The organism is Holdemania sp. 1001302B_160321_E10, from assembly GCF_015552275.1.
In the GTDB taxonomy this organism is placed as follows: domain Bacteria; phylum Bacillota_I; class Bacilli_A; order Erysipelotrichales; family Erysipelotrichaceae; genus Holdemania.
On sequence record NZ_JADNEM010000004.1, the window covers coordinates 128,713 to 154,312 of the forward strand.

Here is a 25,600-nt window from a genome sequence, read left to right on the forward strand (position 1 = left end):
GGCCGAAGTCAGACTTCGGCTTTTTTACTGCTCCGTCGCACCAGCTTGATTCCATTGCTTCGCAAACTTCACACCGCTGGTTAATGAATTTTGATCTTCTGAGAAAACCGGCAAATTCCCGCCGGAAGTGGGAGGAAATCTGTCTTTACCGGCTGTAAAACGCTGGCAAATCTCCCTCAGTCCTGCTCTCTTCGCTGCTGAAGCTTAAAAAAGCACAGGCGATTCACCCTGTGCTTTCAAATCTCTGTTTTCATTTTTTCCAATTCCCGATTTCTTTTCCATTCTTGAATTCACGGAATGACAGAAGCCGTTAAAAGCGCGTTTTGATCGACCAGTTATCCAGCTCCTCCAGCTGCACTGTCCCATTGCCCGCTTTCTTCCCGTTGATCCAACGGACCAGCAGTTCCGCCCGCTGTCCATCGCTGACGCGAATCAGAATCGCTCCCTGCTTTGTCGAAACACTTACGGTATGTATTCCTTTGTAGCCAGGCCGCGTCTTTTCCCATGGATTATCGTTGTGATAGGCTTGAAGCACCTCGTCATAGCGGCAATACGTCAGCTTGTCCAGACTGGCCGACAGAATTTCCTGTTCGCTGAAAAACGTCGTGTCGATGCAGCGATAGGGTTCATGAAGCGGATGGGCTCGCAGGAACTCCCGGATCTTACGGCGCTGCCCGGCCCAGAAAGCCATCGCGATCAGCCAGCCCAGAATTGAAATCCCCGCTAGAATCAACCAATCATTATTTTGTGAAACCAGCGTGACTACAAAGAAGAAAAAGATCAGAAATGCTGACATGCCGATATAAAAGCGGCAGCGGTCAAGATTTGCGGAATCAAACACCTGAAAGACGTTCATACTTATCCGCCTCCTTCCTGATCTTATTGTACTTCTTTTTCTTATTTAAAGAAAGGAAATTCTACTTTGCTTCGTCAGTTTTGCATTCTTTCGCCGTTTTATCCTTCCGGAAGCCTTTCAGCACCGGCTGGCGCAGCGAGCCGGCCGACGTTTTATCCATATATTTGACGGTACAGACCAGCTTCGGTTTCAGCCAGACGGCGTGTTCATGATTTTTCGGCGTTTCCGGAAACGGACAGTCCGGCGTGACCGGTAGCTTCTTTTTCAGCAGTGCTTCACTGACCCCCAGCGTGACATGCCCTTTATATACGAGCGTTTTTCCCAGATATTGCCCCAGCACCAGACTCAGCACATTACGCTCTTTCTGAATGTAGCCGCAGACTGCGAAATCCTCATCCTTCAGATTTTTAATCTTAATCCAGGAGCTTGTCCGTTTGCCGCATTGATACAAACTGGTTTTTTCTTTGGCGACGATCCCTTCCAGATTCTGCCGCTGCGTCCAGGCGTACAGCTTTTCCCCTTCATACAGATAGACCCGCGAACAGACGGCGGTTTCACTTTCCTTAAAACTTTTCAGTTTCTCCCTGCGTTTGACTAACGGCAGTCCGGTCAGGTCTTTTCCGTTATATTCGAGAATATCAAACACGATAAACGTCGCCAGATCGCTTTCCTGCGCCAATCGAATGCGGAAGGCGCTGCGCAGCATTTCCCTGCGCTGCAGCGCGTAGAAGTCCGGCTTGCCGTCATGGAAGACGACGATCTCCCCATCCAAGACCGCGGTTTTTGGCAGACAGCGATGCAGATTCAGCAGTTCGGGGAATTGATCGTTGAGCAGTTTATCGCGCTTGTTGATCAATTCCGTATGATCCGAGCAATACGCCAGACAGCGGGTGCCGTCCCACTTGATTTCGTAGAGATAGTCCTCGCTGTCAAACGCTTCCTCGCTGCGGCCGATCAACATCGGAGCATAGCCATGCTGATCAAACAGATCGCTCATGATAAGCTTTTCCCGGTCCGTTTCCGCGCCGTCCTGGCCTTGGCCGCACCGGCGGTGGTCTGCTTCAGGCTCTGGCTCAGAGCTTCCATCAGATCCACAGCCTGAACACTCTGTTTTTCCTTCACCTTCACAATTTCCTGACCATGGATTTTCCGTTCGATCAAATTGCGCAGTCGTTCCTGATACTCGTCGTGATAATCCCCAATGTCAAACGGGCCGCTGAGCTGATCGATCAGCTGCTTCGCCATCGTAACTTCAGCCTTGGTCAGCTTGCTTGCGGTTTTGGCCGGGGCCGTGACGATTTCATCCTCAAAATACAGCGAGGTCACCCGCATCCCGTCCTCGACTGCCCGGATCAGCAGCAGCGCTTCCTTGGTTCCCAATACCGTGCGGGCCACCGCCGCTTTTTTACTTGCCAGCATCGCTTCCCGCAACAGATCAAACGCCTTCTGCCCTTGCTTATCCGGCTGGGCATAATAATTTTTCTCAAAGTAAATCGGATCCACTTCCGCCTCTTTGACAAATTTTAAAATCTGGATCGTTTTATCCTTCTCCGTCTGGATTTTTTCCAAATCCTCGCCGCTGATGATGACATATTTATCTTTTTCATATTCATAGCCTTTGACAATTTCATCCTGTTTGATTTCCTTATTGCAGGAGGGACAAAACTTTTTATAGCGAATTCGTTCGCCGGTTTTCTTACACAGCTGATTAAAGCTCAGATCATGCTCCCGCACCGCTACCTGCAGCTGGATCGGAATATGTACCAGACCAAACGATATCGCTCCCTTATGCGCGCTCGGCATCGCGATCACCCCATTTCAGGGTTAGTATGGATGGTTTGCGGTTCAATCATTACACGGATCGTTGACAGATTTTCCGGGTTCTGATCATTGCCACTGATGACCGGCAGTCTGACTATCGGTTCAGCGTTTTCATTCTTTCTCCCGCTAATTCCGGTCTATATCAAAACGGCGGTCCAATTCTTCATGACCGCCGCTTCTCTGTTTATTCCTCATTTTAAAATCAATGATACTCATTTATCCTTTATTTTGTCATTATGCTTATGCAGAAGCTTTGCCGGAATGTCGTTAACGCATGTCCCTAGTCTTCCATAATCCGATAGAAACCTTCGATTGCAACAGAGCTGCCCGTTTTCTCCATCACCAGACAATAACGATGTTTCCCGGCAGCGAGCTGCGTACAGCCGGGATCGTCGACATCTATCTCGATCAACGCCGCCGATCCATTTCCCGCTGCCGAAGTCTCCACAACTTCCGCCGACTTGATTTTCACGCCTTCCCACAAATCAAAGCCCGTCTCGCTGCATGGCGTGGTCCCGGGGAAAAGCGACAGGAGATCAAAGTAATCTGTTTCAGTCAGTGCCTTCACGAATTGTGCGGCAAGCTCTGATTTATCCCCCAACATGACAGAAGCCCGGTTTTTGCATGCCGGCTTTTCCCGCAGCGTGTCGATCTTTAAGCCGTCAGACTCCGCCAGCGTGATCCAAAATTGTGAATTTAACAGCTGATCGCAATCCAGCCAGGTTAAATCCAGTTTGACAATACCGTCAGCTTGATAATGAATCGCATATTCCTGAATTTTCGGCATTGCCGGTATCCATTCAACCTGATCTTCTTCTCGGACTAATAAGGAATTAATCCGATCGGCGTCGCGGTCATTGAGCGATTTGACCAGCTGATCAATCAGAGCCGTCAGCGCCGGTTCGTCAGGATAGGGAATTTCTTCCGCCGCCGGCAACGTGCATCCCGCCGCGGGATCAGAAAAGGAAATCCGCTCCAACTGATTCTCGTCGTCAAGATTCACTTCTAAATCGTCAAAAACAAACGTCGAAATAACTTCCGCCGCCGGTTTTTCTGACGGCCTGGATTCGCTTACTTCCGGCGTCCGATCCCACGCCGGGGTCTGCGTCGGTTTGATTTCCCCATTTTCGTTGCGCCTTGCCCAATCGGAAGCGCCGGCGACGATGACGATCATGCCTAACAACCCCAACCCATACGCGATCATTTTCTTATTCATATTCTTCTCCTCTTCTGATTCTTGCCTTCGCTTCCCTTATTTTCTGTTTTCGGTTCTTCCCGCTTTCCCGCCTTCAAAATCTCTCCAGAATGAAATTTATTCTCTATTCCGAGAACTTTGCTTGTTTTCCACCGTTAATTTCCTTATACTTTAATTATAGTTGAAAAATCAGATCTTTCCAGCTTGAAGAAGCAAATTGAATAGCTGAGAGGAGGTTGTTCTATGAAAGGTGGTAAAGCTTATTTTCATTATTTGTTATTTGTGGACCGGCGTCAGCCGGTAATCACTCTGGGTGACAAAGATTATACAGGAACCGATGCACTGCTTGATGAGCGGATTAAGACGCGCAGGCAGCTGTATGCCTTCCGTCTGTTTTATCTGGCTGTCGTCGTAAGCCTGATGGTTCTTGTTTTCCACATTCCAGCCTTCGCTGCCTTTATCTCGTTAATCCCGGCCGAGCTGATTTTCCTGTATGTTAAAATGCCGGCTTCTTTTCCTGATCAGCTGATTCCCGCGGATATCCCGGATCCATCGCAGACATCCACGCCTAAATTAAATTAATCCAGCGGATAATTCGTATCCAATCAGAAGGGGAGAAATAAGCTGCAGCGGCGGTTTCAGGAAAGAGAAAAGGGGCTGATTCCTCTGGGGAAAAAGCCCCTTTTTTATTTGCGGCGACTTGTTTTCCATGTCCTTTCTTTGAAAGTCCCCCCACCGCAAGCAACGCGATCGGCATTTCTTTTCTTACAAGAAAAGCATTTCTTTAAGAATGCGATTCTTTTTGCGATCTGCGTTTTGACAATTTGCGTCTGGAGCGCGGAATCATAGCCGTGGATGGTTCCCTTTGTTTCATTTAATTCGACGTTCGCTCCGGCTTCACGAAGCTTTTTGGCATACAAGACGCCTTCGTCATGCAGACAATCAAATTCCGCGGTTTCCATGTAAGTCGGGGGAATCTTGTCCGGCAGAGTGTTGTGCATCGGCGAGGCCTTTTTGATCAGAGCGCTGTCCGCCTTCCTTAAATAGAGCTTCCACATTTTCTGATTGCTGCGGGAATTCCATAACGGCGTATCCGTATATCTGGCCATGGACGGCGTGGACATCGCCGCATCCACTGCCGGATAGATGAGCATCTGTGCACAGGGAAAGGGCAAGGCTTCCGCCGCCGTCGAGTTGCAGAGCGTTGCGGCCAGGGTCGCGCCGGCGCTGTCTCCCGCAATGCCGATGCGGGTTGGATCGATCCGCAGAGTTTGAGCATGTTCAATCCCCCACCGGAGCGTGGCCAGACAAGCTTCATAAGCTGCCGGGTAAGGATATTCCGGCAACAGAGGATAATCAGGAAAGATCACCCGGCAGCGAACCTCCGCCGCATAAAGGCAGGCCAGCTTTTTATGATAAGCCGATGCCTTATAACTGAACGCGCCGCCGTGGATCATCAACAGACATGGGAGCTGCTCTGTCGCCGCAGCCGGCTCATAAATATCCACCGGTAAATTCCGGCCGTTTTCCTTCAGCAAAATCCGGCGGCAAGCAACGCCTTCCAAAAGCTTCGTGCCTTTCAGCGCGAGCGTTTGATATGGCTTCGCCAGCTTGATCATAAGCCGGTTATACGGAATCTTCTTCGCGATGCTTTTCAGTTGGGGATCGATCCCACCGATATCCTTCATTCACAATTCTCCTCAATTCATTCGTCGATTCCGCTTTCCGGAAGGAAATGAATTTTCTATTCTCAGTATATCCTACCCGCCTTGCGTACAGCCTTCCTTCTTTCTCCGATGTCCGACAGTTTGGCAAAGCGGATTTTAGCAGCGGTGTTTCTCCATGAAAACAGGGCCGCAATCAGCGGCCCAGCGTGTTTTCGATATTTTCAGCGATCGCTTCTTTTTTATCGTTGATCGCCTTCTTTGTGCGGTTGCGGGTCTGATCCACCCAGGCGCGGAATTCATTGGAAAATTCCCGGTTGACCTGATGCGGGAATGCCTTGTTCAGACGTGAACGAATTTTAAAAGTCCGCTTGGGAATCAGATCGATTCGGCTGACCATCTTGTCAATGATCGCCGAGAGCTGTTCATCCGCATCCGTCGAATCCATCACGGCCTGAATCCGCTCGTAAAACGGCACGTCTTCACCGACCTGATCAACGTTCTTCATCGCTTCACGCAGCTCCTGCATACACTTTTCCAGTTCGACAAATTCCTTGTTCCGCCTTAGCAGCGCATGCACCGTCTTGAACACATCGGTGGAGAAATAGATCAACAACGCGGCATTGACCGCCCACAACAGCGGCAGCGGAATCCGCTGGACGGCGTTATAGATCGGCGGGTGAATGACGTACACCACAAACAGGCACATCAAGCCAAACAGCGTCGAATTCAACAGGCAGATCCGGCCGTTGAGATTAAAACGGTACCGGGAATAATCCCACCAGCGGGTATGAAACATTTTCTCCATCACAAAACTGGTCAGATATTCCAGCGTGCTGGTTATCACGACGCCCCAGAGGAATACCATCCCGTACGAATCCGCAACCGGCTCCAGCAGCGTTAAAACAAAAACGCCGCCAAAGCCGTAAATCGGGCAGTAAGGTCCCGCTAAAAAACCGCGGTTAATCCATTTGCGCTGACCGATGGAACAATAGAGACACTCGCAAACCCACCCTAAAAAACTGTAAATAAAAAATAAGATCACTGCCTGAGCCGGAGTTTCGATCATAATATCCCCTCCTGTTTCGTGATTATTCTACGCCGTTCACCGGGTTTTCAATCGTTTTTAACTGATTTTATCCCAAAAGCAGGCTTTCGCCTGTACCTCATTATACACGCTGCGGCTTTTCGCCACAACTGAAGGATTTTTTACAATCTTGACAATGTGTCCAAAATCCGTTTAAATAAAGAACAGGGAATGATGTCTCCCCAGGCAATGTGCCTAAACCGCTGTATCAGCTGATGACTTCTGTGTGTTTTTCGCATAGGTCATCAGCTTTTTTTGTGGATTATCGGTAGAAAGCAGGAGAAATCATAGGAGGAGAAAAAAATGTTGACCAGTCTCGCATGCTTATTTTTAGTAGGAATTCTGTTCAGTCAGATATTGGAACGGCTGCGGCTGCCGGGGTTACTCGGAATGATTTTAACCGGGATTTTATTAGGGCCGTATGGCTTAAACTGGTACTCTGACAGCTTGATGGGGATTGCGGCGGAGCTGCGGCAGCTGGCGCTGGTGTTAATTCTGCTGCGGGCCGGACTGGCGCTGGATCTGAACGATTTAAAACGGGTCGGCCGGCCGGCGGTTCTGCTTTGCTTTGTACCAGCCGCTCTGGAAATTCTTGCTTATGTTGTATTGGGGCCGAAGCTTTTGGGATTATCCGTAGTGGAAAGCGCGGTCATGGGCGCGGTGATCGCAGCGGTTTCCCCGGCGGTCATCGTACCGCGGATGTTGAAGCTGATGGAGGAAAAACGCGGAACTGAACAATCCATTCCGCAGATGATCATGGCCGGCGCCTCGGCCGACGACGTGTTTGTCATCGTGTTGTTTTCCAGCTTCCTCGCCTTAGCTCAAGGCGGTCCGCTTTCCGCCGCGGCGCTGTTTCAAATTCCAGTTTCAATTACGGTTGGGATTTTGACCGGCGCCCTGACAGGGCTAATGTTGTGCTGGTTTTTCCGGAAGATTCATCTGCGCGATTCCCTGAAGGTTTTAATTCTGATGAGCGTGGCGTTTCTGTTGCTGGAAACGGAAACCCGGCTGAAAACGATGCTGCCGTTTTCCGGTCTGTTAGCGGTAATGGCAATGGGAATTGCGATTTACAGCCGTTATACCATTTTAGCCGAACGTCTGTCGCAGAAATTTTCCCGCTTATGGGTCGGAGCGGAAATGATGTTATTCGTTCTGGTCGGCGCGGTCGTGAATCCGGCGTATCTGTTCAAGGCCGGGGGATCGCTGATTCTTTTGATTTTCACGGCGTTGTTCTTCAGAATGACGGCGGTAGCGTTATGTCTGATCAAAACACCGCTGAATCGGAAGGAACGGCTTTTCTGCATGATCGCATATTGCCCGAAAGCGACGGTTCAAGCTGCGATCGGTGCGGTTCCGCTGAGTCTGGGACTGGCCTGCGGCGAACTGGTCTTAAGCGCGGCGGTGATGGCAATCCTGATCACCGCGCCGCTCGGCGCGCTGGGGATTGATCTGACTTACCGGCGGTGGCTGAAAGAAGCAAAGACTTCCGACGTTGGATTGAAAGACTGATCGAAAGTGAGGACGAACTGAGAATGTTCGTCTTTTTCATGCTCTCTATTTTATGATTTGCCGCCAGCTGTATTTGATGAAATTGAAGTCGCCGCAATGATTCTTTCAGCGGACCTTTGATTTAAAAGGCAGGCAAACGATCATTTTCGGATAGGAAGAACTTTCTTTGATCTTTTGCTTATCTTATCACTCAGTAAAATATCACTTTCGCGGAATACAATATGTTTGTTTTTTTCCTTTCCCGCGTCGCTGAAAGGAGTGATGAAATTCATCATTTTTCAACGTTTTCACGGAAAGTTCAAAGATCGTTCTTTCGAACATTCTTCACGATGATTTCATAGAAACGCTTCATTACGACGTTTTTTCCAACTTGAGTTTCAGCCTGTCTTTTTTACGGTGGCAGCGGTTTCATTCAACGCTTGCATGCGCTGGAAGATTATGCCACAATTATCGTATAGGGAGGATGAAACATCATGAATGAACAGGAAATCCGCGAACAGATCTGCGACGTTTGTCACAAAATGTGGCAGCAGGGCTGGGTTGCGGCCAACGACGGCAACGTGTCCGTCAAGATCGGCGAGGACCTTTATTTAGCGACGCCGACCGGCATCTCAAAAAGCTTTATCACGCCGGAAAAGCTGATCAAAATCAATGGCCAAGGCGAGGTGCTGGAAGCGCTGGAGGGTTATCGGCCAAGCAGCGAAATTAAGATGCACCTGCGCTGCTACAAAGAGCGCGAGGATGTCGGCGCGGTCGTTCACGCGCATCCGGCCACCGCGACCGGGTTTGCCTGCGCGCACGTACCGATGGACGATTACGCGATGATCGAATCGGTCATTGCGATCGGCTCGGTTCCGATCGCGCCGTACGGCACCCCGTCGACCGACGAAGTTCCGGAAGGCATCGCGCCGTTTTTGAAGGAGCACGACGTCATCTTATTGGAAAACCACGGGGCACTGACCGTCGGCTGTGATCTGATCACCGCGTATTACCGCATGGAAACGCTGGAACTGACGGCCAAGATCATGCTGAACGCGAGGCTGTTAGGCGGAGTGAAGGACATTTCGCGGGAAAACATTGATCGGCTGATCACCATGCGCGACACGACGTATCACGTCACCGGCAAGCATCCGGGCTATAAGAAATATTCCGGGAAATAGCGATGGAACCGTGCGTACTTGCGATTGACTTAGGCGCCAGCAGTGGCCGCGTGATCGCCGCGCAGACCGATGGAAAGACGCTTCGCTGTCATGAGATCCACCGTTTTGCCAACGAGCCGGTGGCCTGCTGTGGTTCGTTGTATTGGGACGTCTTAAACTTATTCAATCAAATCAAAAAAGGCATTGCGCTTGCCGCGCAGCGCTACACGGTGAAATCGCTGGCAATCGACACCTGGGGCGTGGATTTCGGCTTGCTGGACGAAAGCGGCAGGCTGATCGAAAATCCGATCTGCTATCGGGACGAGCGGACCCGCGGGATTCTGAAGACGCTGAGTGAAACTATTTCGATGCAGGAGCTGTTTGCCCAGACTGGCAACACGCCGGATGAAATCAACACGCTGATGCAGCTGGCAGCCTTGAAAAACCAGCGGCCGGAAGTGCTGGAGCGGGCGCATCAGCTGTTGTTCATGCCAGATCTGATCGGCTATTTTCTGACGGGAAAGCAGGCGTGCGAGTTCACGATTGCCTCGACCTCGCAATGTCTCAATCCGGAGCGTACCGGTATTCATACAGAACTGCTTGAGCGGTTAGGACTGCAGCCGGATTTATTTGCGCCGCTGCGCTATCCGGGCGAGATATTGGGAACGTTAAAACCGGAAATTGCCGCGGAGTGCGGCTGCGGGGAGATCGACGTGCTGCTGTGCGGAGCGCATGACACGGCCAGTGCGATCTACGCGCTGCCGACGGAGGAAAACCATCCGATATTCTTAAGCTGCGGGACCTGGGCGATCACGGGTCAGATTCTCGATCAGCCGGTGATTACCGAAGCCAGCGCCCAGCTGGGTGTTTCCAACGAAGGCAGTCCCGGCGGCAAAACCCGGCTGGTGCGCAACCTGACCGGGCTGTGGATCATCCAGCAATGCAAGGCCGAGCTGCAGCGTCAGGGAACGGCGCTGACCTACGATGAAATTGAAGCGATGATGGACAAAGCCCAGAGCTACGACGGCCTGATCGACACGCAGGCGCCGACCTTCCGCGAATTCGGCCAGACGATCAGGCGAATTCACGATTATCTGAAAGCGACCGGTCAGCCGCTGCCGCAGACGCATGGCGAGCTGTTCTGGTGCGTTTACCAGAGCCTGGCCGCACAGATGAAGCTGGCGTTCGACGAGCTGGAAGCCCTGACGGGGCAGCCTTCCGATACCTTATATATGGTGGGAGGCGGCTGTCAGTCCGCAACGCTGCGCCAGAAGATCGCCGACGCCACCGGAAAACGCGTGATTGCCGGACCCGTCGAGGCCACGGCGCTGGGCAACATCGCCGTGCAGCTGATCGCGGAAGGGCTGGTCGCGGATCATGCCCAGATCACCGATCTGATCCAGCACAGCGAGAAAATCATGACGGCCGTTCCACAAGCTTCCATGACTTCCCAGATCACCCGGCTGAAATAATTCAAAGCTCAGGCCGCGGTGAACGAAGTGGCCTGATCCGATCCTCTTCATGAAGATATAAAATAAAAAACAAAAAAGGAGAACAGAGATGGAATTAAGTAAATGCAAGATTGGAATCCGTCCGACCATCGACGGCCGCTGGGGCGGCATCCGCGAAGGTCTTGAAGAACAGACGATGGGCATGGCGAAAGCCGCCAAGGCGTTGATTGAAGCCAACCTGACCTATTCCGACGGTACGCCGGTGCAGGTCGTAATCGCTGATTCAACGATCGGCGGCGGCCGGGAAGCGGCGCTGTGCGCAGATAAGTTCGGCCGTGAAAATGTCTGCGGCACCTTATCGGTCACGCCGTGCTGGTGCTATGGTTCAGAAACGATGGATCTTGATCCGACGACCGTCAAGGCCGTCTGGGGCTTCAACGGCACCGAACGTCCGGGCGCGGTGTATCTGGCAGCCGTCATGGCAGCCCATGCCCAGAAGGGGCTGCCGGCCTTCTCCATTTATGGTCATGACGTTCAGGACGCCGACGACCGCTCAATTCCGGCCGACGTTCAGGAAAAGATCCTGCGCTTCGCCCGCTGCGCCATTGCGGTCGGCGAAATGCGCAACAAAGCTTATGTCAACATCGGCGCGATTGCGATGGGCATCATGGGCAGCTGCTGCGACCCGGATTTCTTCCAGAAGTATTTAGGCATCCGCGCCGAATGGGTGGACATGTCGGAAATCATCCGCCGCGTCAATCTGGAAATCTACGATCATGAAGAATACGAACGGGCTTACGCCTGGGTTAAGGCCAACTGTCCGGAAGGCTTCGACAAGAACGCCAAGCCGTACAGCGCCGAGGATAAGGAAAAGCAGTGGCAGTTCGTCACGAAGATGACGATGATCATCCGCGACATCATGCTGGGCAACGACAAGCTGAATGCGATCGGCCGGCATGAGGAAGCGATCGGCCGCAATGCGATCGCGGGTGGCTTCCAGGGTCAGCGGATGTGGACCGACTACATGCCTAACGGCGACTTCGCCGAGGCGATCACTAACTCCTCGTTCAACTGGAACGGCAAAAAAGAACCGCTGGTGCTGGCGACGGAAAACGATACGCTCAACGGCGTCGCGATGTTATTTGAAAAGCTGCTGAACCATCGTGCTTCCATCTTTGCGGACGTGCGCACCTATTGGAGTCCGGAAGCAGTCGAGCGCGTCGTCGGACGCAAACCGGAAGGCCGGGCGGCCAACGGCTTCATCCATCTGATCAACTCCGGTGCGGCGGCGCTGGACGCCACCGGCTGCGCCAAGGATGAAAACGGCCAGGGCGTCATGAAAACCTGGTGGGAAATGACCGACGCGGACATCGACGCCTGTCTGAAGGCGACCGACTGGTGTCCGGCGGATCTCGGCTACTTCCGCGGCGGCGGCTTCTCCTCCCATTTCCGCACCCACGCAGAAATGCCGGTTACGATGGTTCGGATGAATCTGGTTCAGGGCATCGGCCCGGTCATGCAGATCGCCGAAGGCTGGACGGTCGTTCTGGATGATGAAATGCACAAAATTCTCGATCAGCGCACCGATCCGACCTGGCCGACGACCTGGTTTGTTCCGCGTTTAGACGAAGCCAATTCAGCGTTTAAGGATGTCTATTCCGTCATGGCCAACTGGGGCGCCAACCATGGCACCTTCACTTATGGCCATATCGGCAAGGATCTGATCACGCTGGCAAGCATGCTGCGAATCCCGGTTTCGATGCACAACCTGAGCGACAACGATCTGTTCCGGCCGCACAGCTGGGCGGCCTTCGGCACGAAGGATCTGGAGAGCGCCGATTACCGTGCCTGCGCGGCTTATGGTCCGCTGTATAAATAAAATAATTTCACGCGGTCAGTAATGACATTCAAAGATTTCTTCTGAGGAAATATCAAATAAAAAGATGGAACCCCATCTTTTTATTTGCCTTGCGTTTATAAAGCATCGTGTATTTTATTGAAACATCCGCTTGTTGTACGCTGATTCTCAAACGCAGAAAGAAAACCTGACCTAAATTGTCTCCTTCCCCTGCCGCAGAAACAGAATTCCTGCGCTGGCCAGCCCCAGATCTGCCAGCTGGAACCCACTCGTGGGTTTCAGCGTCTTTAAAACAGAACACACGATCAGCGCGATGCCCATCGCGACGACCAGCGCCTTCAGCACCAGATCTACGATCTCGTTGATTCGCTTCACTAACGACGCGGGACGGGTTTCGCCCTGCATTAATTCCTCCACAGAGACCCCGAGAATTTCCGCCAGCCGCGGCAGCGATTGAATATCCGGGCAGGATAAATCCCGTTCCCATTTCGACACCGCTTTATCCGTCACCTGCATCTTTTCCGCCAACTCGGCCTGCGTCATTCCCTGCGCCTTGCGCAGCCGGGCGATGATCATGCCCATCGTTTTTCCAGATTGTTTCATAAGCTTCCTCCTCGCTTCTGATTTCCATCATAACCCCGGATGACCCATCCGGCAATCAACCGGAAGCAGGAACCGCTCGACCAGAAGTTTCCCGAATTATTCCTCAAACACACTGCCGCCGATGAACTCCGCCAAAATGGAATCATGCGGCACAAGTGCCGGATCGCCGCCATCGAAATACGCAAGCAGCCGGCGGATCCGGTTAGCCTCAATATACTCCGGCGCGTCCACAGGCACCTGATCCAATAACGGCGCCAGAATTGTTTTCAAAATCGGCAGCTCATAATCCATCGACGTGTTGAACAAGCACTCTGCCTGTTCCTGATACGGATAAATATACCGATCCTCTCCAGCCTTCACCTGTTCCCAACCGTCCAGCGTACTCTGTACGCTGCGCCCGCGGAACTGATAATCCCGCGTCATCCGTCGGATTAAACGATAATCCGTCGTTGTAATCCGATTATGCCGATCCAGATTCAGATGCGTCAGGGCGTTGATATACACGCGAAACTTCGCGCTTTCCGCAATGTTTTCCGAGCTGCGCGGATTGAGCGCATGCAGCCCCTCCAGAATCAGAATCTGAGCCGGCTTCAGCGTCAGCGGATCACGGACAAACCGTTTCTCGCCCAGCTTGAAATCATACGTCGGCAGCACGACCGGCAAACCGCCAATTAGCGCTTCCATCGACGCGTTAAACAGTTTCAGATCCAGACATTCGATATTCTCATAATCGTGCGTTCCATCCGGCAGCCGCGGACTGTCTTCGCGGTTAAGGAAAAAATCGTCCATCGAGATTGCGATCGGATCCCTTCCGCGCTGACGCAGCGCCAGAGCCAGGCGGCGGGAAAACGTCGTTTTCCCGGCGGAGCTGGGGCCGGCAATCAACACGATTTTCAACTCAGGGCAAGCTGTGATTTGATCCGCCAGACGGTCCAGATCCCGCGCCACCCGGCTTTCATTGTCTGCAATAATCTGCGGCAGACATCCCTCGCGGATTTTTTCATTCAGCTGAGAGATCATCGAAATTCCCGTTTCCCGGCCCCGCTGTTCAAACTGACGGTAAACTTCAAACAACTTCGGCTGATCAACAAATTCTTTTTCCGTGCTCAGCCAGAACCCCTGATGGACCTTCTGCAATGTAAATTGGGTGATCCACGAAGCATCCGGCAGCATCACGCCATAAAAATAATCGTCAACTCCCGCGCAGGTATAAACGCTGCATTTCGCCGCTGTCCGCTGTCTTAACAGACTGGCTTTATCGTGCATCCCAAGCGCTTCAAAGTGCGCCACAGCCTCCGCCTTGGAAACAACACGCCGGTAAATGGGCTCCCGTTTGTCGATCATTTCCTGCATTTTCGTCTTGATCTGTTCCAATTCCTGCGATGTGACCGGTTTTTCCCGAATCAGCGTGCCATATAAGCCGCCCGCCAGTGAATGCTCGATTAAAACATCCGTGCCGTTGAAGCACAGCCGCACCGCCGTGATCAATAAAAAGCTCAGCGTGCGTTCCGTCATCATCTGACCGATCAGACTATCCCGGCGAATCCATTCAAACGCCCCGCTTTTATTCAAACGATAGTTCAAATCATGAACCTTCCCGTTTAAGATTCCGCCTGCCAGCATAAGCGGATCATCCTGCTTCGCTGCCAGCTGGGCGATCGTCAACCCCGGCTGAACCTGAATTTCAGATTGATCCGGTAATCGAAGTGTCAACATCGCACATCCCTCATTTCTTTTCTATCATCATAGCATAATTCCGGCACGATTCGTACAAAGACGCCGGAATTGAACAAACCACTACTCCAGCTTATTCTTGCGGCCGGATAAGTTGCCAACGCAATTCAGTCTGGGATTCAAAGTCTTTCGCCTTATCCCTTCATCCTGTATTTAAAAGCTCTCAGATTCTCTGCCCTGCCCAGAGCTAACCCTCTCTGCGCAAAAAAAGACGCCCCTTCGGGACGCCATTTCTTCAATCTTATTTTGATTATTCGACGGTGATCAGAACGTAGCTTTCCGCTAACAGATCGCTGTCGCTCAGCAGACCGACTAAGACCTTGCCCGCCGCATTCGCAGTGACCTTGCCATTCTCATCAACCGTGGCGATGCTTTCGTCTAACGATACCCAGTTCATGTGGATATCATTGGCGCTCTTCGGCAGAACATCCGCACTCAGAGTTGCGGTTTCGCCGACTTTCAGCGCTGTTTTATCAGCTTGGACATAGACACATTCCGTCGGAACAACTTCCTTGAATGTGACGTTATCCAGCCACAGGCTGCCTTCGCCTTCACCCACGACATGCAGCGCAATCTTCACGCTGGCCGCATTGGCCGCGGTGATGACGTTGTAATCAAATTTCCGGAAATCTGCGCTCATGTTCAGGTTGTCCGTCAGCTTCGCCAGATGTGTGGAAATCGTGTTGCCTTCCGCATCCATCTGGTTGATTTCGTAACAGAAGTTGCCGGAATGCAGCGTATCGGTCTTGTGCATGAAGCTTAACTGGTAACGTTCGTTCGGCTGTACTTCAACAGTCTGTTCGATCGAAGCGTCGCCGGCATCCGCACCGGTCTTCGTGATCTTCGCCGCTTTATTCCCTGCTTCCACTTCTTCGTAAGCCAGCGCGTATTCCGCATTGCCTTCTTCCGTCGCATTGGTTAAGGTCCAGCCTTCTTCGCTTTCCATATCGCCGTTAACCAGCAGACTTGCATCGCTGCCGGCCGTCGGTGTGATCCAGTCGCCATAGAAGCTTAACGTTGCGATCTGGCTTCCGCCTTCAACCGCGTCCAGAACAAGCTTGACATATTTGACTTCGCCGTTCAAAGCGATTTCTGTCGTGTCTTTTGTACCATCGGCAACCGCAATGTAATCCGTGCCGTTGATCGAAGTTTCAACATGGAAGCTTTCCGGTGCTTTTTCGCCCCATTGGACGCCCAGTTTCTTCGCGGTATACGGACGATCCAGCGTCAGGACGACTTCCTGTTCGCCCTCGCCGGACTGCCAGACTGTCTTTTCATCGCAGTCAACCATGTTGTACGGATGGGAATCGTCGGCTGTGCTGGTCGCCGTGACATCCTGCCCCAGCGCGCGGTCATGTTCGATCATCGGCGCCGCTTCGTCCAGCAGCTCGATATCCGCAAACATCAGTTCATGGTCAGCCATATCAGAGTGATAAGTTTCGACGTGCGTAATGTTGATGTTTTTCGTTGTGATGATGTTGTCAACGGTCATGACCTTCATTGAATCGTCAGTGCCGTTGAACGAATCAAACCAGACGCCGTCCTTACCGTTGGAAATATTATAATTGTCTTTGAAGATGTCGTATTCATACAGGCTCTGGTCAGCGTTGAAGTCCGCGACCAGGATCTTGTATGGAATCGGATCCGCAGCCAATCGTTCAATGATTTCCGTAAACTGACGGCGGCGCAGATCGTTGTTTTCCCAGCTGGTGTGCGTGACATAGAACGCAATCTGCTTGCCTTCTTTTTCTACGACGACGCGTTCCAGCGTCTTGGTGGCTTTACTGCCCGTGCTCTCGATTGGAACTGAGCTGATTTCCTGGAATTCTAAAGAAGAAGTCGTACCGACGCCGAAATAGCCGTCAGCGAAGTCACGTCCCTTGGCGAAGTGGACGTAGGGATAATTGTCGTTGACAAAGTCCTGAGCCATGTCGTAGTCGTTGCGGGTGTTCAGGATATCAATTTCCTGGAAACCCATGATTTCAATGCCGCGTTCATGGATGATGTTGGACATTTCCTTGATGTCCGGATGAGCCTTGGAGTCGATGTTCCACGTCGCAACGCGCATTGTTGTGACATCGGAACCTGACGTTGGCGTCGCTTCCTGTTCCGGAGCGGCCGGGGTTTGCGAGCAACCGGTGACTGCCGTCAAACAGAGCAAACCAGCTGCCAGAAGTGCAGAGAGTTTCTTCAGTTTCATTTTTCTTTCTCCTTGTTTTACGCTTGATAGCGCTTCCACATGAAAAATGGTACCGCTGATTTTAAAATTTGTCCAATAATCATTTCTAATCCATAAGCTATAATTCATTATATATAAGCTTTATTTATACTTCCTTGATTTCTTTGGCCGCCGTATTTTTACGCTGAGGTTTGGGCCAGGCTGTAATGAAGGGAATTCCCCGGTAATCGCTCAGATTCACCGGCGTTAATCTGCGCAAAAAAAAGCCGGCCGATCAAAGTATGATTTCACTTTGTGCAGCCAGCTTCTTTAAAGCTCTTATTTTCATGGACAACGAAGTCAGTATTTCTTCCTCTGTCATCAAGCCGGTCTTTTCACAACTCGATGGAAAAGCTGTTTTTTTGCGGGATGTCAGAAACTCGGTTGTGATTAAAGTTATTCAAACAGGGAAGCCATCGGCTCCAGATTATATTCTGCCGGCTGTTCGTCGGTCATCACCTGGATCAGCTGCAAAGCCAGATCCAGCGCCCGCTCATCGGTCCTGAGAATTCTGCCGTTGAGTTCGTCGAACACCGCGTATGTCGCTTCCATCAGCGCTTCGTCTTCCATGTTGAGATCGGTGGCTAAATACTGCCCGGTACTCGGATTATAGGTTGTGTTCAGCCACACTTGAAGTTCTGGAAAATACGCATTGCATTCATACGTCGTATTGTTGCCCATCGTCGGACTGCGGTCCAGATTCACGTTGATCAAAAAGTTTCCATCCGCACCCGGAATCACATTGCGCACTGTTTCATTCAGCCGGTAGCCGCGGTCAATATACAGCTTGTTCGTTCCGACCTCCTGCGAAATATTCAGCGTCGGAAAATCGTTGGCCTGCGCTGTCAGCGAAATCCCTTTCTGTTGAGCATACGTCCGCTCAATGACAGCGCGCCGACCGGCATATTCGGAATAGGCATTCGATTCAGCGACAATCGCATCCATGAGCGCCAGCTTTTCCTCATTGATCTCAAACGTGAGATCCAGAACTTCAAAAACGTTGATCTTCACCGGCGAAGCCATCGCATATTGCAGATAAGGCACCAGATCGCCCAGCGTTTCACCGCCGGACATCACCGCGAAATGCAGCGCCGGCCGCTGATCCTCCGGCAGGTTGTCCGTCGACAGATAGCCTAACAGCTGACCCGGATGATAGATTTCTTCGCCTTCCGTGCGGTATATTCTATCATTCAAACCGCCGTAGAACGCACTGATCCCCAAGCTCGGATGATCGACCACGAGGTAGCGACGGCCCTGTTCATCCTCGCCGATCTCACGGATCGTGCCTTCAGCCATGGCCAGAACCGGAATCCGCGTGCGGTCTTCGGTCTGATCGTCGATCAGATCCCAGCCGATCACGCCGTAATCCTCGCTGAGCTCATGGGTTTCATTCCAGGCCACTAACGGCGCTACCTGCTGCGCACCCAGCGGCAGCACCCCGAAGCTTTCCGGACAGCTGAACCGTCCGTCTTCCAACACCGCACACGTGGAATTCTGGACGATCTCCTGCTGATCATAAAGCAGAATGCGATCGACAAACTCATCCCAGAACGATTCCGGCAATGCCAGCTGTTCCGCCGCGCTGTTAATCAAATACCGGCCCGAGTTCTTATCGTAAACAAGCTGGCCGGAACCCGGCTCGTTCATTTTCGTGAACTGCGCTATCAGCTGATCGGAATTCGATCCATAGCTCAGTGAAATCGGGCCCAACGGCTCGAACACCGTGCAGTAGCTGATGGACGTCAGATGATCGCCCAACGCCAGATTGACATTGTTCAGCGCTTCCGGAATGACAAAATCATCCACATACAAATGATAAAACAGATCGCCTAAGCCCGCGCACTGCTCCGCGCCCCAGACCGAAGTTTTCAGATCGGCGGCTTCAACTTCCCCGGTTTTAAAGTCATAAGCGACCGCCACCTTCCGCTCCAAATTCTGTTCGCCCAGCACGATCACCTGATCCTGATCCATCATCGGAATGATCGACCATTGATACTGGTTATACGGTTCGTTCAGATTGACCGTCATACTCACGCTTTCGATCTGCGCCGCTTCCGCTTCCTTCAGCAGCTCGTTAATCCGGCGCTGATCCTTGCCGAAAGCCGGATTGCTCAATAACGGCACCGCTAAGAGCAGGCACGCCGCGATCCCGGCCGCCAGCACCCAGAACGTTGGTTTCTTATAATTCAGAATATTCTTGATCCTGAGCTTCGTATTGCTTTCGCTGAACGACAGCGCGGTGATCGTCGGCCTGGAGGCAAACTGCAATAACGTCATACCGTAATTCACCCGGCCGCCGCTTCCCAACCGGCCCAATACCGCTTCGTCGCAAGCCATTTCCATATCCTTGCTCATGAGGATGTAAGCATACCACAAAATTGGATTGAACCAGTGGAACATCAGCGCCAGCGACCCGATCATTTTAAACACATAATCATGCCGCCGCAGATGCACACGTTCATGCGTCAGCACATATTTACGCTGGCGGGAATCCAGATCCATCGGCAGATAGATTTTCGGATGGACCAGACCATAGATAAACGGCGAAGTGATCGCTTCACATTCATAAATGTTCTGCCGGCTGCGCATCGCAAAGCGCAGCCGATGACGCAGCGCCAGACTGTTGGCGATCAGCAAACCGGCATAGCCGATCATCCCGATCACCCAGATCACGCTGGCCGCCTGCAAAAGCGGCGAAATCGTCGCTGTCGAAGAAGGTGCTGAAGCTTCGGCGCCGGACTGCGGCAAAGTTGGTTGGGACAGTGTCGGCTTGTGACTGTCGGAAATACCGGCGTCAGCATTAAGCTCTGTTTGAGGCAGATTGACCGCCGGATCGCCGGTTTTGATCACCGGCCGCGGCACGGCCGATACCGGTTGACTGGCGGAAGGCACGACAAACAGCACTCCGCCCCGCTCGGAAACGGCCGGATTCGCCACGCTCAGCACGCTGAGTTGGCTGGTAAACGAAAACGGCAGCACCAATCGGATGAAAACGAACGCCCACAGGGCGTAGGAGAAAATTTTCGGCGCTTTCTTTAACGGCAGCCGCACAACCATGACCGCGGCAGCGACGATACTGGCGGCCAGGCTCATGTTTAAGATCGTCTGAAAAAGAGTCGTCAGCGTATTCATTATTTCTTCTTCTGACGGTCCAGCAAATCTTTCAATTCGTCGATTTCTTTTTCAGACAGCTTCCGGTCCTGCAGAAAAGCGGTGACAAACTGCGGCAGCGAGCCTTTGAAAACCTGATCGACGACTTCGCCGCTTTCCTCACGTTCACATTCGTCACGTTTGTAAAGTGCTCGGACAATCGACTTTTCATTGGCGATTACGCCTTTTTCCTGCAGCCGTTTGATGAAGGTGTAGGTCGTCGATTTCTTCCAGCCGAATTTCTGATCGCACACCGCGACCAGCTCTCCCGATGAAACCGGCTCCCTTTCCCACAACAGATCCATAAAGCGAAATTCAGCGGATGTCAATCGCATATCCAAATCCTCCTTTTCTCTCTGTTTCTACCCAAAGTCTACAGTTGTAGGCTCGGGTTGTCAAGTCTTCTTTTCTACTTATTTTCACCTCCCTGCAGAAAGCCGGCAAAAACGGTAACATAAAGCGATTTCCCATGCGAATCGCAATGAAGCTGAAATCACTTTTCATCACACTCGCTTGAAATTGGAAAATCCACGATCAGAGAAATTGCTGAAAAAGCCGCTGTCCGCCCTATCCCTGTATTTGCTTCAAGGTTTGACGGGTTGTGCTTCTTCGTTTCTTTTTGGCAGGTTGCCCTTCTTTCGTTTCTTTTTTATAATAAAGAATAAAGGACAAAGATGAAAGAGTATGGAAATCACAGAACGCGAAGCAAAACTTCTTCGTTATTTAAAAACACATAAAAAACCGATCAGCTGCGAGAAACTGGCTGATCTTTGCGGTTTGTCTGCCGACACTGCCCGGCGTGAACTGGGCCGCTTAAGCGTTTGTCTGAATGCTCAGACGGGGTGTCAGATTGCGGGCCGGCGGGGACAGGGTTACCGGCTGATCGTTACCCAACCGCAGCAGGTGGAAGCTTTTTTCAATGAGCTGGCGAAACAATATCATTGGGATGAACGCAACGACTTCCGGATTTTGGCTGCGATCCTGTTATGCCGAATTCTGGCCTCTGCCCAACCGTTATCCTGGTCCGAGCTCTGTCAGGAATTTGCGATCCCTGAAAATCAGCTGCCCGCGATTGCGGCGGTGGCTCAGGAGCAGCTGGCCACCTTTGAACTGACGCTGCATCCGGAAGCCGTGGGCTTTGTCGTGGAGGGGAATGAACTGAAAAAGCGGTACTGTCTGATCTGGCAGTCGTTATTGCTGGCAAGCCAGCCGGAAGCGGGATTGGATCGCTTCCATCCGCTGCCCGATGATTTCCGGCAGGAGCGGAAGACTGTTCTGACCTTGTGGCCCATCATTCAGGAATGTCTGAAGTCCGTTCCGCAGCTGACATTATCCTATTCGGATTGTCAGGCTTTGATCGCAGGTCTGGTTCTCTGCCGCTGCCGGCGTGATCCGAAGCTGCGGCTGACCTTGACTGACGAACAATGGCAGACGCCTCGCGATAAGCAGTCGGCATTGTTTGTTGAGGTCTTATTTCAGCATCTGGATGGGAACGAATTCCTGGATTCCAGAGAAAACCGGCGTTTTTTGGAAGTGCTGACTTCCGCACTGCGGGGATTGAATATTTCCATTCCGGAAGCGGCGGCAGTTTCCACTTCGATCGCCTCGCCGGTTCTGGATCGGTTCGCACGGCGTTATCCATTTGATTTTACAGCGGATCCAGACTTCCGTCAGCGTGTATCCAGCTGGTTGACGCAGTTGGATATCCGCCGGGCGTTCGCCATGCCGCCTTTTCCGTTAACGAGCGATGATCTGCTCAGCGATCCCCTCAGTGAGAATCTGGCGCTGGAGCTGACCCGCTGTGTTGAGGATTGCATGCGCGTCCCCCTGTCTCATGATTTTAAGCAGCAGGCGGCGAAATGTTTGTTTCCTTATTTAAAGCCTTTAAGTACGGAATCCGTGTTCACCGTCTGGATCATTTCCCGGCAGGGAATTGGCGCGGCTGGGAAATGGTTGGAAACGATCCAACAGCTTTTCCCGATTTTAACCGGGACTTCCGCGCTGTTTACGTTCAAGCCGGTTGAATTTACCGCGCTGTTTCAGCTCCGGCGCGAGGCTTCTGATTTGATCTGGACGGATATTCCCGATCTGCCGGGAATTCCGCCGGAAAATGTATTTTACTTCAAACCGCCGCGTTCGCGCAAGAAGATCATCGACAGCGGCTTTGATCCGTATACGCCGCTGCGGGACTGGCTGGGCCGCAATTTTACCATCGTTTCCAATTCGATCCGCTTGCGGCAGAAAAAAGACCTGCCCCGGTTGTTCGATGCGATTCCCGTGATTTCAGCACGGCGGTCTCTTTCCGCTTCTGCGATCACCTGTGTTCCCATCGTCAATCAGATCATGTTCCTCGGCGGCGAAACGGCGCACCTGGAAAAGAGCGAGCTTTATTTCTGGGTCAATGACCGGCCGTTAGTCTGGGATGGACAGGAAGTCCGGTTTTTCCTCTATTACCGATGTGCCGCGCCCTTGTCAAAAAGCTGGCGGCCGCTGCAATGGGTTTGTGAGCGTTGGCTGAAATTGTCTCCATCGCGGATGATCAAGGTGCCGGCGATGGCGCCGGCAGCGTTGTATGACCTGTTGATCGACACTTGCCGGAAACGTTAAAAATAAAAGACTGGTTTCCCTTATATGGAGTTGCTTTGACTGGAAATAAGCTTCTCTGGGAATACAGTCTTTTATTATATCAATGGAATAAAAGCCAAAATTACGATTCTCAATGTGTTCAGTCTTCCTTCACTTTCTGTCAAATACAGACTGCTTTTGCACAAGGCGAAACAAAATTATTCGTAAACGAGGAGCCAGTTGGGAAAATAAGAATGCAGCATTTCGATTACAGATTCCCTGTCGTTTGCGTTATCAAGGCAGAGAACAATCCGTGGAAATTGAGGCCTGCCCGATGATTGTTCAGTTGAATCGGGCTGCCGGATCTTGATGAAAAATGAAATTTCGCCTAATTCTTCAATCGTGGGATCTCGATCTAACGCATCCAGCAACTCTAACAGCGAAGTGTCTCCTTGTAAATTCACATTCACAGAGGAAATGGCGGTTTCGATTTACTCATTATACTTATATTTTATTAATTTTCAGTATTGTACCTTCTATTTTACTCTCCTTCAATTTCTCTTGTTTCCAACCTTAATTATTCAAGGAAGTCTCCCTCACTTTGCGATCGTTTCATTATAGAGTATTCACATTGATCTCTTTCGATCGACCTCGGAACATTTTGATCTATTTCAAATCCTGCTTCCACGGATTCTCTTTAGGCTGCAAGAAGAATAAAAAAAGCCGCAACCAGGCTGCTGACTTGTATCAGAAACCTTGGTTATGGCTTTTTTATTAAATCTATGAAGTCTGTAACTTATTTCGCAATCGCTGCGGAAGCGGCGTTGCCTGCGTTATATCCGCTGGTTACTGCCCAGCCGAACAGCGTAGCGCCCATGTAGACGTCGCCTTCCAGTCCGCCGACAACTTCACCAGCTGCGTATAAGCCTTCAACCGGCTGTTTTTCCGTGTTCAGTACCTGCATCCCGTCGTTGATACGCAGTCCGCCCAATGTCGCATAGTAACGGATATACTGCTGCAATGCGTAATATGGACCTTCTTCGCTTAACGGCGCGGTCAGTTCGCGGCCGAATTCATCTTTTTCACCCTTGGCTGCCGTTTCGTTGAACTTCGTCGCCGCTTCGGTTAACGCGCCTTCCGGCAGGTTCATCTTCTTTGCCAGATCTTCTAACGAATCCGCTTTGACCATAAACGGATTGCCTTCACCGTCGTTGGCCAGCCACTTCTCAACATCTTCATCCGAATAGATCTTCGATCCCGTCATGCCCTTATTGAAAGCGTCAAAGGATGTCTGATCCATGATCAGATACTGGGCCGAGTTCTTCTTCATTTCCTGCATCAGATCCCAGGCGTTGCCCTTTTCGTTTGCGAAACGCACGCCATCCTGATTGACCAGGAACGCCCCGGAAGCAGAATAAGCCGCGCCGACACCCGGGTTGCAATACTGGCCTAAGCCGCTTGGCAGAATCATCGAGTTTGGCTGCGTATTGACGAATTCCATATTGAAGGTATCCGCGTTCACTGCTTCCGCCATCTTCAGGCCATCGCCCGTTGCACCCGCATGACCGGCGTAAACAAACTGCTTATATTCCTCCGGAACCATGGCGTCGTTAGCGCCGAAGCCGCCGGTTGCCAGAATCACCGCTTTGGCGTTGATCGTGTAGTTCTTCGCATCGTCGCTGGCTTTTACCCCTTTGACTACGCCGTTGTCTACGATCAGCTCGACAGCCGGCGTATTCGTCATCACCGTGCCGCCCGCTGTTTTAAAAGTATCCGCCAAACTGGAAACCACCCCAGCGCCGCGGCCGGTGCCGGAATAACTGCGGGTTGGCTTGCCGTCTCGCTCATACGGAACATTCGCACCGTCTTCGGAAACCAGCCAGTCGAACGCCGCGCCGGTCGTATTGACATAAATATCCAGCGTCGCTTCGTCATTGTTATTATGACCGTTTTTCAACATATCCGCTTTCAGCTGTTCCGGTGAATCTTCAAAACCATCTTCCTTCTGCCACTGGCTGCCGGTCGCCATGGTGCCGGCGCCTGCCATGGCGCTCGCGCCGCCGACAACGCCCGTCTTTTCCAACAGGATAACGTTGTTGCCGTTCTGCTGCGAAGACAAAGCCGCGGTCAGACCTGCTGCCCCGCCGCCCACGACGACGATATCCGCGTCCAACGTCACTTCTTCTTTTGTCGTCGAAGAAGATTCCGCGGATTTTGTCATTTTATCCATATCCGCGCCTGCCTGAGTTAACGCGTCTTCCATCGCCGCTTTAAAACCATTCGACGTGACCGTCGCGCCGGATACGCCGTCAATGCCGATGGACTGGCTGTCCAGAACCTTCGTGACTAACTCCGGTAACGCTGCCGCGCCGATTCCTTCTGTTTCTGAATGCTCGATCACCTGGATATCCGTGATCTTTTCCGCATCTACCGTGACTTCCAGCGTAATATCGCCATGGAAGCCGGCTGCCGAGGCTTTATAGGTTCCCGCTTTCATGCCGCCGGTGGCTTCCGGCGCTTTGGTTGAGCACCCCGTTGTCAGCAGCATCGCCGCCAGAACGAGGGCAACTAATTTCTTCATTTCTTCTTTCCTCCTTTTATAGACGATCGTCTACCTTTATCTATTTTATCGATTCCCACGTTGTTGTCAATCCTTTTTGTGAAAGTTTTATGATTTTCAGGGACACTCTGAAAGAAAAAAAGCATTGGAATTCAGCGCACTCCAATGCTTACCTGCCATTTCTAATCGC

General features: G+C 51.7%; 18 protein-coding genes and 1 riboswitch. Of the genes, 6 read left to right on the forward strand and 12 right to left on the reverse strand.

Translation table 11 applies throughout. From position 1 onward, the window contains the following. Nucleotides 1-310: 310 nt before the first annotated feature. From I2D94_RS03730 to I2D94_RS03745, 4 genes are all read right to left on the reverse strand, one after another. On the reverse strand, nt 311-856 hold the full coding sequence (locus I2D94_RS03730; protein ID WP_072683754.1) for a hypothetical protein: 546 nt from the start codon (nt 854-856) through the stop codon (nt 311-313). Between the two features lie 61 nt (nt 857-917). Continuing rightward, nucleotides 918-1,853 carry a DNA ligase gene (locus tag I2D94_RS03735; RefSeq protein ID WP_195395654.1) on the reverse strand — a complete coding sequence of 312 codons (936 nt, stop codon included), beginning with the start codon at nt 1,851-1,853 and terminating at the stop codon, nt 918-920. Then, nucleotides 1,850-2,659 (reverse strand): Ku protein, encoded by an 810-nt coding sequence (locus tag I2D94_RS03740; protein ID WP_195395655.1) that lies wholly within the window; start codon nt 2,657-2,659, stop codon nt 1,850-1,852. The genes I2D94_RS03735 and I2D94_RS03740 overlap by 4 nt, the downstream gene beginning before the upstream one ends. A gap of 298 nt (nt 2,660-2,957) precedes the next feature. Beyond that, nucleotides 2,958-3,893: a hypothetical protein gene (locus I2D94_RS03745; protein ID WP_195395656.1), complete on the reverse strand. Its 936-nt coding sequence runs from the start codon at nt 3,891-3,893 to the stop codon at nt 2,958-2,960. A gap of 222 nt (nt 3,894-4,115) precedes the next feature. On the opposite strand from I2D94_RS03745, the gene I2D94_RS03750 reads away from it, so the two are divergent. Further along, nucleotides 4,116-4,454, forward strand: a complete 339-nt coding sequence (locus I2D94_RS03750) for a hypothetical protein (protein WP_195395657.1) — start codon at nt 4,116-4,118, stop codon at nt 4,452-4,454. 104 nt (nt 4,455-4,558) lie between these two features. On the opposite strand, the gene I2D94_RS03755 is transcribed toward I2D94_RS03750, so the two are convergent. Together I2D94_RS03755 and I2D94_RS03760 are read right to left on the reverse strand one after the other, a co-directional pair. Next, nucleotides 4,559-5,560: an alpha/beta hydrolase gene (locus I2D94_RS03755; protein ID WP_195395658.1), complete on the reverse strand. Its 1,002-nt coding sequence runs from the start codon at nt 5,558-5,560 to the stop codon at nt 4,559-4,561. Between the two features lie 172 nt (nt 5,561-5,732). Beyond that, complete coding sequence (locus I2D94_RS03760; protein ID WP_195395659.1) at nt 5,733-6,605, reverse strand: putative ABC transporter permease; 873 nt, start codon at nt 6,603-6,605, stop codon at nt 5,733-5,735. Nucleotides 6,606-6,781: 176 nt separating this feature from the next. Next, nucleotides 6,782-6,855, forward strand: a riboswitch (Fluoride riboswitch). Between the two features lie 71 nt (nt 6,856-6,926). On the opposite strand from I2D94_RS03760, the gene I2D94_RS03765 reads away from it, so the two are divergent. From I2D94_RS03765 to I2D94_RS03780, 4 genes are all read left to right on the forward strand, one after another. Continuing rightward, entirely contained in the window at nt 6,927-8,132 is a 1,206-nt protein-coding gene (locus I2D94_RS03765) for a sodium:proton antiporter (RefSeq protein ID WP_072683759.1), read from the forward strand. Between the two features lie 473 nt (nt 8,133-8,605). Next, nucleotides 8,606-9,292, forward strand: coding sequence for a class II aldolase/adducin family protein (locus I2D94_RS03770; RefSeq protein WP_072683760.1), 687 nt, complete (start codon nt 8,606-8,608; stop codon nt 9,290-9,292). Between the two features lie 2 nt (nt 9,293-9,294). Further along, nucleotides 9,295-10,743 carry a rhamnulokinase family protein gene (locus tag I2D94_RS03775; RefSeq protein WP_195395660.1) on the forward strand — a complete coding sequence of 483 codons (1,449 nt, stop codon included), beginning with the start codon at nt 9,295-9,297 and terminating at the stop codon, nt 10,741-10,743. 88 nt (nt 10,744-10,831) lie between these two features. Continuing rightward, complete coding sequence (locus I2D94_RS03780; RefSeq protein WP_072683762.1) at nt 10,832-12,601, forward strand: L-fucose isomerase; 1,770 nt, start codon at nt 10,832-10,834, stop codon at nt 12,599-12,601. A gap of 171 nt (nt 12,602-12,772) precedes the next feature. Here I2D94_RS03780 and I2D94_RS03785 read toward each other — a convergent pair whose 3' ends face one another. The 5 genes from I2D94_RS03785 to I2D94_RS03805 all read right to left on the reverse strand — a co-directional run bounded on the left by I2D94_RS03785 (nt 12,773) and on the right by I2D94_RS03805 (nt 20,620). Then, nucleotides 12,773-13,183, reverse strand: coding sequence for a helix-turn-helix domain-containing protein (locus tag I2D94_RS03785; protein WP_072683763.1), 411 nt, complete (start codon nt 13,181-13,183; stop codon nt 12,773-12,775). Nucleotides 13,184-13,279: 96 nt separating this feature from the next. Next, a complete protein-coding gene (locus tag I2D94_RS03790; protein WP_072683764.1) occupies nt 13,280-14,899 on the reverse strand; it encodes a nucleoside kinase in 1,620 nt (539 codons plus the stop codon). Between the two features lie 268 nt (nt 14,900-15,167). Beyond that, nucleotides 15,168-17,117: an Ig-like domain-containing protein gene (locus tag I2D94_RS03795; RefSeq protein WP_195395661.1), complete on the reverse strand. Its 1,950-nt coding sequence runs from the start codon at nt 17,115-17,117 to the stop codon at nt 15,168-15,170. A 414-nt stretch (nt 17,118-17,531) separates the two neighbouring features. After that, complete coding sequence (locus I2D94_RS03800) at nt 17,532-20,267, reverse strand: M56 family metallopeptidase (protein WP_195395662.1); 2,736 nt, start codon at nt 20,265-20,267, stop codon at nt 17,532-17,534. Then, nucleotides 20,267-20,620 (reverse strand): BlaI/MecI/CopY family transcriptional regulator, encoded by a 354-nt coding sequence (locus I2D94_RS03805; protein WP_072683767.1) that lies wholly within the window; start codon nt 20,618-20,620, stop codon nt 20,267-20,269. The genes I2D94_RS03800 and I2D94_RS03805 overlap by 1 nt, the downstream gene beginning before the upstream one ends. Nucleotides 20,621-20,969: 349 nt before the next feature. Here I2D94_RS03805 and I2D94_RS03810 point away from each other — a divergent pair, with 349 nt between their 5' ends. Next, entirely contained in the window at nt 20,970-22,892 is a 1,923-nt protein-coding gene (locus I2D94_RS03810; protein WP_195395663.1) for an HTH domain-containing protein, read from the forward strand. Nucleotides 22,893-23,646: 754 nt separating this feature from the next. Here I2D94_RS03810 and I2D94_RS03815 read toward each other — a convergent pair. Further along, nucleotides 23,647-25,431, reverse strand: coding sequence for an FAD-dependent oxidoreductase (locus I2D94_RS03815; RefSeq protein ID WP_072683769.1), 1,785 nt, complete (start codon nt 25,429-25,431; stop codon nt 23,647-23,649). Nucleotides 25,432-25,600: the final 169 nt, after the last annotated feature.